7 protein-coding genes and 1 pseudogene are annotated in these 9,236 nt (G+C 74.2%); 6 read left to right on the forward strand and 2 right to left on the reverse strand.

The window, feature by feature from the left end; all coding sequences use genetic code 11:
- Positions 1-224: hypothetical protein (locus tag AB0C69_RS32010; protein ID WP_360358721.1), on the forward strand; the 224-nt coding region annotated here is incomplete at its 5' end.
- Positions 225-240: 16 nt separating this feature from the next.
- Here AB0C69_RS32010 and AB0C69_RS32015 read toward each other — a convergent pair.
- Positions 241-1,569 carry an amidase gene (locus tag AB0C69_RS32015; protein WP_360358716.1) on the reverse strand — a complete coding sequence of 443 codons (1,329 nt, stop codon included), beginning with the start codon at positions 1,567-1,569 and terminating at the stop codon, positions 241-243.
- A gap of 510 nt (positions 1,570-2,079) precedes the next feature.
- Here AB0C69_RS32015 and AB0C69_RS32020 point away from each other — a divergent pair.
- From AB0C69_RS32020 to AB0C69_RS32035, 4 genes are all read left to right on the forward strand, one after another.
- Positions 2,080-4,440, forward strand: a complete 2,361-nt coding sequence (locus tag AB0C69_RS32020; RefSeq protein ID WP_360358717.1) for a phosphoketolase family protein — start codon at positions 2,080-2,082, stop codon at positions 4,438-4,440.
- Positions 4,440-5,531, forward strand: a complete 1,092-nt coding sequence (locus AB0C69_RS32025; protein ID WP_360358720.1) for an acetate/propionate family kinase — start codon at positions 4,440-4,442, stop codon at positions 5,529-5,531. The genes AB0C69_RS32020 and AB0C69_RS32025 overlap by 1 nt, the downstream gene beginning before the upstream one ends.
- Positions 5,532-5,540: 9 nt before the next feature.
- Positions 5,541-6,773, forward strand: coding sequence for a GAF domain-containing SpoIIE family protein phosphatase (locus AB0C69_RS32030; RefSeq protein WP_360358718.1), 1,233 nt, complete (start codon positions 5,541-5,543; stop codon positions 6,771-6,773).
- A 191-nt stretch (positions 6,774-6,964) separates the two neighbouring features.
- A complete protein-coding gene (locus AB0C69_RS32035; RefSeq protein WP_360358719.1) occupies positions 6,965-7,642 on the forward strand; it encodes a hypothetical protein in 678 nt (225 codons plus the stop codon).
- 26 nt (positions 7,643-7,668) lie between these two features.
- On the opposite strand, the gene AB0C69_RS32040 is transcribed toward AB0C69_RS32035, so the two are convergent.
- A complete protein-coding gene (locus AB0C69_RS32040) occupies positions 7,669-8,169 on the reverse strand; it encodes an Lrp/AsnC family transcriptional regulator (protein ID WP_345173491.1) in 501 nt (166 codons plus the stop codon).
- A 103-nt stretch (positions 8,170-8,272) separates the two neighbouring features.
- Between AB0C69_RS32040 and AB0C69_RS32045 the strand changes: the two are divergent.
- Positions 8,273-9,236, forward strand: a pseudogene (locus AB0C69_RS32045) (hypothetical protein); the annotation flags it as partial.

Here is a 9,236-nt window from a genome sequence, read left to right on the forward strand (position 1 = left end):
ATGCCGGCGAGGACGTGGTGCGTCGGGAGGGTGCGGATGCCTTCGCGCAGGTCGGTGCCGGGGGTCTTGCCGGACTCCTCGGCCTCGGAGGCGACAAGGGCGGCGGCAGGGACAAGGGCGGCGAGCAGGCGACGCCGACCAGGGAGGAACTGGTCACGCTGACCGCCGACGACCTGCCCCCGCTGCTGGACCACCCCGAGGAGTTCTTCGGCCTCTACCTCTAGCCGGGCGCGGGCCCGGTCAGGAGGCGAGATGCTCGGCGGCGGCGAACAGGAGGCTCTCCGCTCCCCGGCGGGTGACGAGCTGCGCCCCGATCGGCAGCTCGCCGCCGCCGTCCGCCGGGACGGTTCCGGCGGGAACGGACAGGGCGGGCAGCCCTAGCACGTTCCACGGCGAGGTGAGGCTGACCAGCAGGGCGGTGAGCGGGCCGAGGCCGACCTCGGTCGCGCCGATCCGGGGCGCGGGGATCGGCATGGTGGGCATGGCCAGCAGGTCGTAGCGGTCCAGCAGCCCGGCGATCTCCTCGGCGTGGCGGTCCCGCTCGCGCAGCGCCCGGACGAGCCGCCAGCCCGGCATCCGGGCCGCGTCCTCCAGGCGGGCGAGCGTCGCCGGCTGGTACCGGTCGGGCGCCTCGGCGACCCGCTCGGCGTGCACGTCGTACGCCTCGCTGTACTCGATCGCCAGGAACACCTGCCGGAGCCCGGCGAAGTCGATCCGCTCGGACGGCGCGTCCGGGAACAGGGCGCGGACGCGCCGCTCCACCTCGGGGTCGCACGCCGGCGGCTCGATCCAGGCGACGCGCCCGTACGCCGTGCCTCCGGCGCGGTCGCCCCCGCCGGCCGGGCCGTCCAGGAGGGACGGGACGGCCTCCGCCGGCCCGGTCAGCGCGTGGTAGGCCACGCGGCAGTCCGCCGCGGTGGCGGCGAGGACGCCCACGTGGTCGAGCGAGCGCGACAGGGGGAACACGCCGTCGGCCGGGATGGCGCCGTGCGGCGGCTTGAACCCGGCGATCCCGCAGAACGCCGACGGGATGCGCACCGACCCGCCCGTGTCGGTGCCGATGGCGAGCGGGACCATGCCCGCGGCGACCGCGACGGCGCTGCCGCTGCTGGACCCGCCGGACATCCGCTCCCGGTCGGCGGGGTTGCGGACCGCGCCGTTCACCGACACGTCGCCGCTGCCGCCGAACGCGAACTCCTGCGTCCCGGTCTTGCCGACGATCACCGCGCCCGCGTCCCTCAGCATCCTCACGCAGGCCGCGTCGGTCTCGGCGACGTGCCCGGCGAAGTGGCCGGACCCCATGCCGGTGGGCAGCCCGGCGACGTCGATGATGTCCTTCACCGCGACCGGGACGCCGTGCAGCGGGCCCCGGTCGACGCCGGACGCCAGCTCCTCGTCGGCCCACCGGGCGGCGGCCTCGGCGCCCTCGGCGTCCAGGGTCACGAAGGCGTTCAGGTCCTTGTCGACCGACTCCAGGGCCCGCGCGACCAGGCCCCGCGCCGACTCCCGGCCCGCGCGCAGGTCGCGCCCGATCCCGGTCAGCGTCCGTCCGGTGAAGAACCCGCCCATTCCGCCTCCTTGCCGCTTACCTGTACTGATCTGCGTAGCATCTCAGACCGCCGCCGCCCCGTCCGTCCCGGTCGTCGCGCGCAATGTGGCACTCTGTCACTCATTAGTCGCTCACTGTGAACCGTTCATCGCAGAATGCCCGCCGTTCGCCGACCGCGCGCCGGGAACCGTGAACCTACGCGCGAGTAGCCGCCAGGCTTCCAGCACCCGGAGGTGACGCTCCCGCCGGTTCGCTGGGGGGCGGGGCGGAGGCCGCGCGCCGGCGCGCCGGCATACCGCCCCTGTAGCCGGCTGCGGCCGCACCGAGGTGGGGGGACGAGGTCACGGCCGTGCGCCGTGGCCTCGTTGTCGTGGTGCGCCGGCCGCCGCACCCGCTCCCTGTCCGGCCGTCCGGGACGTTCGGCCCTAGGCCCGCGGGCACCGGGGTGATGGGCTCTCTTCGACGGTTGAGAACCCCGTTCGTGGGGACGGGATGTCCTCAGGGCGGTCGAGAGCACCCGGAGGACGCGCATGACCCAGTCGGGCACCCTCAGCGACGACGAAGTACAGAAGATCAACGCGTACTGGAGAGCCGCCAACTACCTCTCCGTGGGGCAGATCTACCTTCTGGACAACCCCCTGCTCCGCGAGCCGCTCGAACGGCGCGACCTCAAGCCGCGGCTGCTCGGGCACTGGGGCACCACGCCGGGCCTGAACTTCTGCTACGCCCACCTCAACCGCGTCATCAGGGCGCGCGACCTCGACATGATCTACGTCATGGGCCCGGGGCACGGCGGGCCCGCGGCGGTCGCGAACGCCTGGCTCGAAGGCACCTACAGCGAGGTCTACCCGGAGGTGTCGCAGGACGAGGCGGGCATGCGGCGGCTGTTCCGGCAGTTCTCCTTCCCCGGCGGCATCCCGAGCCACGTCGCGCCGGAGACCCCCGGCTCCATCCACGAGGGCGGCGAGCTGGGCTACTCCCTCGCCCACGCGTTCGGGGCCGCCTTCGACAACCCCGACCTCGTGGTGGCGTGCATCGTCGGCGACGGCGAGGCCGAGACGGGTCCCCTCGCGGCGAGCTGGCATTCCACCAAGTTCCTCGACCCGGTGCGGGACGGCGCCGTCCTGCCCATCCTGCACCTCAACGGCTACAAGATCGCGAATCCGACGGTGCTGGCCCGCATCCCCGAGGAGGAGCTCGTCCAGCTCCTGGACGGGTACGGCTACCGGCCCTTCCTCGTGAGCGGCGACGAGCCCGCGTCCATGCACCGCAAGATGGCCGCCGCCCTCGACCAGGCCCTCGACGAGATCGCCGACATCCAGCGCGGCGCCCGCGAGGGCGGGGCGTCCGAGCGGCGCCGCTGGCCCATGATCGTCCTGCGGTCCCCCAAGGGCTGGACGGGCCCGAAGGAGGTGGACGGGCTGCCGGTCGAGAACACCTGGCGCTCCCACCAGGTGCCGCTCGCCGGAGTGTGCGAGGACGCCGGGCACCGCGCGCAGCTGGAGGAGTGGCTGCGCTCCTACCGCCCGGAGGAGCTGTTCGACGAGGCGGGCCGCCCGGCGGCCGGGCTCCGGGCCCTCGCGCCCGCGGGCGACCGGCGGATGAGCGCGAACCCGCACGCCAACGGCGGGCTGCTGCTGAAGCCGCTGGCGCTGCCCGACTTCCGCGACTACGCCGTGGAGGTCGGCAAGCCCGGCTCCACCACGACGGAGCCCACCCGCAGGCTCGGGACGTTCCTGCGCGACGTCGTGCGGGCCAACCCGTCCAACTTCCGGATCATGGGCGCGGACGAGACGGCGTCCAACCGGCTCGGGGACGTCTTCCAGGCCACCGACCGCGTCTTCGAGGGCGGGCTGCTGCCGACCGACGAGCACCAGGCGCGCTCCGGCCAGGTGATGGAGGTGCTGAGCGAGCACCTGTGCCAGGGGTGGCTGGAGGGCTACCTGCTCACCGGGCGGCACGGGCTGTTCAACAGCTACGAGGCGTTCGTGCACATCGTCGACGCCATGTTCAACCAGCACGCGAAGTGGCTGAAGGTCACCCGCGGCCTGCCGTGGCGGCGGCCGATCGCGTCGCTGAACTACCTGCTGTCGTCGCACGTGTGGCGGCAGGACCACAACGGCTTCACCCACCAGGACCCCGGCTTCCTCGACGTCGTGCTGAACAAGAAGCCGGAGATCGTCCGCGTGTACCTGCCGCCGGACGCGAACACGCTGCTGTCGGTCGGCGACCACTGCCTGCGCTCCCGCGACTACGTCAACGTGATCGTGGCCGGGAAGCAGCCCGCGCTGAACTGGCTGCCGATGGACGCCGCGATCGCGCACTGCACCCGCGGCATCGGCATCTGGGAGTGGGCGTCCACCGACGGCGGCGCCGACCCCGACGTGGTGCTCGCCTGCGCGGGCGACATCCCGACGCTGGAGACGCTCGCGGCCGTCGACCTGCTCAGGCAGCTGTTCCCCGAACTGCGCGTCCGGGTCGTCAACATCGTCGACCTGATGCGGCTCCAGCCGTCCAGCGAGCACCCCCACGGCCTGTCGGACCGCGAGTTCGACACCCTGTTCACCACCGACAAGCCCGTCATCTTCGCCTTCCACGGCTACCCGTACCTCATCCACCGCCTCACCTACCGGCGCGCGGGGCACGGCAACCTGCACGTCCGCGGCTACAAGGAGGAGGGGACGACGACCACGCCGTTCGACATGGTCATGCTGAACGACCTCGACCGGTTCCACCTCGTCATGGACGTCATCGACCGCGTCCCCTCCCTCGGCGCCCGCGTCGCCCACCTCCGGCAGCGGATGGCCGACCAGCGCCTCTTCCTGCGCTCCTACACGCGCGAGCACGGCGAGGACGCCCCCGAGGTCCGCGACTGGACGTGGCCGTACTGATGCGGGTCCTGACGGTCAACCCCGGGTCGAGCAGCCTGAAGGTGAGCCTGCTCGACGCCGACGACACGGTCCTCGCCGAGGAGTCCGGCGGCGGCCACGAGATGGCCGGGCTGGTCGCGGGCCTGCCCCGGCCGGACGCCGTCGGGGTGCGGTTCGTCCACGGCGGGACTGACTTCACCGCGCCGGTGCGCATCGACGAGAAGGTCACCGCGCGGCTCCGCGAGCTCGCCGACCTCGCGCCGCTGCACCAGCCCGCCTCCCTGCACGCCCTGGCCGAGATCTCCGGCGTCCTGCCGGACGTCCCGGCCGTGGCGTGCTTCGACACCGCCTTCCACGCCACCCTGCCGGACGCGGCCGCGACCTACGCGCTCCCCCGCGAGTGGCGCGAGCGGTTCGGGCTGCGCCGCTACGGCTTCCACGGCCTGTCGTTCTCCTACGCCGCGCGGCGCGCCGCCGCGATGCTCGGAGCCGACCCGGCCTCGCTGCGGACGGTGGTCTGCCATCTCGGCGCCGGCGCGTCCCTGTGCGCCGTCGCCGGGGGCCGGTCGGTCGACACCACCATGGGGTTCACCCCGCTCGAAGGGCTGGTCATGGCGTCGCGGGCGGGCAGCATCGACCCCGGAATCCCGCTCTGGCTGATCAAGCACGGCATCGCGCCGGAGGAGGTGAACGAGGCGCTCGAACGCGACTCCGGGCTGCGCGGCCTGACCGGCACCGGCGACATGCGCCGGGTCCGCGAGCGGGCCGCCGAGCACGACGCGACCGCCCTCGCCGCGCTGGACGTCTACCACCACCGCCTCCGCGCCTGCGCCGCCGCGATGACCGCCTCGCTCGGCGGGCTCGACGCCCTCGTGTTCACCGGCGGGATCGGCGAGCACGATCCCGCGGTCCGCATGCGGCTGGCCGGGGACCTCGCCCACCTCGGGACCGCGGTCGATCCGGAGCGCAACGCGGCCGCGGACGGCGACGCCGACGTCACCGCCGCCGGCGCCGCCGTCCGGACGCTCGTGGTGGCGGCCCGCGAAGACCTGGAGATCGCCGCCGGCGTCCGGAGCTGCCTGCGGCGCGACGCCCCGCCATCTGGTGCATAAGGTGTGAAGGTGGAGAACACGGCGGGCGCTTCGGAGGGCGCGATCCGCAGGCTGGCGAACATCCAGGCGATCACCGACGAGGCGTTCGCCGCGATGGACGTGGACGAACTGCTCGACACCCTGCTCGACCGCGTCCGCGCCGTCCTGGAGGTCGACACCGCCGTGGTGCTGCTCCTGGACCGGGAGGAGCGGTTCCTCGTGGCGACGGCCGCGAAGGGCATCGAGGAGGAGGTCGTCCAGGCCGCCCACGTCCCGGTGGGCGAGGGGTTCGCCGGGCGCGTGGCCGCCGAGCGGCGGCCGGTCTACGTGCCGGACGTGCCGAGCGCCGACGTGTTCAACCCGCTGCTCGTCGAGCGGGGCCTGCACTCGCTGCTCGGCGTCCCGCTCGTCGGCGGCGGGACGCTGGTCGGCGTCATGCACGTCGGGACGCTGAGGCACCGCCGTTTCACCGCCGAGGAGACCGAGTTCCTCCAGCTCGCGGCCTCCCGCGTCGCGCTGGCGGTGCGGTCCCTGCTGAGCCGCGCCGAACGCGCCGGCGCGCTGGAGCTGCAGCGCAGCCTCCTGCCGGCCGCGCCCCCGGAGGTCCCCGGGCTGGAACTGGCCGCCCGCTACCGTCCCGGCAGGGCGACCGTCGGCGGGGACTGGTACGACGTGTTCGTCCTCCCCTCGGGCGAGATCGGCATCGTCATCGGCGACGTCGCGGGCAACGGCTTCCCGGCGGCCGTCGTCATGGGCCGGATGCGCAGCGCGCTGCGCGCCTACGCGCTGGACACCGACGACCCCGCCGAGGTGCTGCGCAAGCTCAACCGGAAGATGCTGCACTTCGAACCCGAGGCGACGGCGACGGTCCTGTACGCGGTGGTCGACGCCGCCGCCGGCCGGGTCCGGCTGTCCTCGGCCGGGCACCCTCCCCCGGTCCTCGCTCCGCCGGACGGCCCCGCCGAGTCCGTCGACATGAAGTTCGACGTCCTGATCGGCCTGGGCGAGGACGTCCCCCGCCGGACCCGCACCCTCGACCTCCCGCCCGGCGCCCTCCTCTGCTTCTACACCGACGGGCTGATCGAGCGGCGGGACGAGTCGATCCTGGCGGGCATCGCCCGGCTGTGCGAAGCGGCCTACGCCGGGGCTCCCGAGGCGGTCGGCGCGGCGGTGATGTCGGCGCTGATCGGCCGCGAGGCGGCCCAGGACGACGTCGCGCTCCTGCTCGCGCGCCGCCTCCCGCCGGAGCGCCGGTACAGCTGACAGGGAGTGCCGCACCGCCCAGCCCGTTCACGGAACCTCGGTGCGGGCGGGAGCGTCCCAGTCGGGCGTGCGGAGGCGGGAGGGCGGCGGTGGCGGGCGTTCGGCGGGCGGATCCAGGTCGGCGACGGCTCCTCGGTGCGGTGCCGGGCCGGCGACGGCTTCTGTGGGCGGTCCTGGCAGGGGCGGTGGCCGTGGCGGGAGCGGTCGTGGCGGTCGTGGTCGTCCTCGACGCGCCCGTTCGGCATCGGGAGTGCGGGTGCAGGCTGCCGCCGGTCACCAGCGGGATCGACGGGGTGCCGCGCGAGTGGCAGGCCGCCGTGGCCCGGCGCGACGCCGGGACGGCCTGGCGGTTGCTGACGCCCGAGGCGCAGCGGCGGTACGGCTCGGTGAAGGGGCTGCGCGGGGCGCTCGCCCGGCTTGCCCCGGCTTCCCATGGGCCCGCGGGATGGCGGCTCGTCCACACGGTCACGCAGGGGAGCGGCACGCCCAGCACGTTCCTCTACCTGCTCGTCGAGAAGCGGAACCTGCGGCCGGACGGAGCCGTCGTCGTGCACTCCATGGCCGACGGCTCCGCCGACGGGCGGGTCGATCCAGCGCCCGCCGCCACTGTCCGCATCCTGCGCCCCGCCGCGCGGGCCACCGTGGACGTGCGCCCGCGCCTGCGCGCGGCGACCGGGCTTCCTCCCGCGTACGCGGTCGTGCGCCGGGACGGTGAGACCCAGGGAGCCGTGGGATCCATCCGCGACGCGGACGGGTGGGACGCGCCGTTCCACGAGGCGCTCGGGCCCGGCCCGGCGCTGATCGTCGCGGTCGCGGCGCACGGCGGCGGACGCCTGGCGTACGGAAGCGTCCGCGTCACGATCCGCTGACCTCGTGCCGGAATCGCCGGCGGGGGTCAGTCGGCCGGCTTGCGGGAGGCGGCGCGGGCGCGCTTCTCCTCGTCCTCCAGCAGGGGGCCGAGGCGGAACGGGACCTGGTGGGTCAGGACGATCGAGGTGGTGCTGCGGCGGACGCCGGGGCAGGCGAGGATCGAGTCGATGACCTCGTGGAGCTGCTTGCCGTTGGGGGCGACCGCGCGGACGAGGAGGTCGCCCTGGCCGGTGATCCCGAGGACCTCCAGCACGCGCGGGATCGCCGAGAGCGCGACGGCGGCCTCGCGCAGCCGGCCCTGCGCGACCTCCAGGGTGACGAAGGCCGTCAGCTCGAAGCCGATGGCGCCGAGGTCGACCTCGCGGCCGCGGTGGCCGATGACGCCCTCGCGTTCGAGGCGCTCCACGCGGGCGTGTGCGGTGTTGCGGGCGATGCCGAGCTTGGCGGCCAGTTCCGTGACGCCGATGCGGGGCTGCTCGACGAGGCGGCGCAGGATCTGCAGGTCGAGGAGAGTGGTACGGGTCACAACGCTCAGCTCCGGCGGGTAACTCGGTTCTGACTTGAGCAATCCGCTCAATTATCGCCCAGCCATCTTGCACTCCGCTCAGCCTAGGCGGCTCAATGCAAGCATGAGCACCAGCGTTTCTTCCTCCCCTCTCCGCGACCGGCTCGAACTGGAGCGCGGCCGGATCGCGATCGGCGGGGTGCACGCCCTCGTCCGGCTGCTGCTGGAGCAGCGGCGCGCGGACGCCCGGCGGGGATGGCGGACCGCCGGTTTCGTGTCCGGGTACCGCGGGTCCCCGCTCGGCGGCCTGGACCAGCAGCTGGCGCGGGACAAGAAGCTGCTGGAGGAGCACGACATCCGGTTCGTGCCGGGCGTGAACGAGGAGCTGGCGGCGACGGCCGTGTACGGTTCGCAGCTCGCCGACCACCTGCCGGGCCCCCGGTTCGAGGGCGTGTTCGGGCTCTGGTACGGCAAGGCGCCCGGGGTGGACCGGTCGCTGGACGCGTTCAAGCACGCCAACTGGCTCGGCACGTCCGAGCGCGGCGGGGTGCTCGCCGTGGTGGGCGACGACCCGTCCGCGAAGTCGTCCACGCTGCCGTCGGCGACGGAGGGCGCGCTCGCGGAGGCGTTCATGCCGGTGCTGGCGCCCGGATCGGTGGGCGACCTGCTGCGCCTCGGGCGGCACGGCTTCGAGATGTCCCGGTTCAGCGGGGCGTGGACCGGGTTCAAGCTCGTGACGGACGTCGCCGACTCCCACGAGATCGTGGACGTCGAACCGGTCCCCGGCCCGGTCCGCCCGGAGTTCGCGTGGCGCGGACGGCCGTGGACGCCGACGCGCAAGCCGGGCGTCGACCTCCAGGGGACGACGGCCATCGAGACCGAGGTCCTCCAGGGCCGCCTGCTGGCCGCGACGGCCTACGCCGCCGCCAACGGGCTCGACCGGATCGAGGGCGCCGCCGGCGACGCCGCCGTCGGCCTGGTCGCCGCGGGCCGCACCTACGTGGAGCTGCGCGAGGCCCTCGACCGCCTCGGGCTCGACGACGAGGCACCCGGAGCTGCTCGGCGGTTCGGTGGAGTACAGCTCGGAA

The organism is Actinomadura sp. NPDC048032, from assembly GCF_040653175.1.
Lineage (GTDB): Bacteria > Actinomycetota > Actinomycetes > Streptosporangiales > Streptosporangiaceae > Spirillospora > Spirillospora verrucosospora.

Coding starts and splice junctions, on each gene's coding strand:
- AB0C69_RS32015 (WP_360358716.1), bottom strand. CDS start 1,569: ATGGGCGGGTTCTTCACCGGACGGACGCTGACCGGGATCGGGCGCGAC.
- AB0C69_RS32020 (WP_360358717.1), top strand. CDS start 2,080: ATGACCCAGTCGGGCACCCTCAGCGACGACGAAGTACAGAAGATCAAC.
- AB0C69_RS32025 (WP_360358720.1), top strand. CDS start 4,440: ATGCGGGTCCTGACGGTCAACCCCGGGTCGAGCAGCCTGAAGGTGAGC.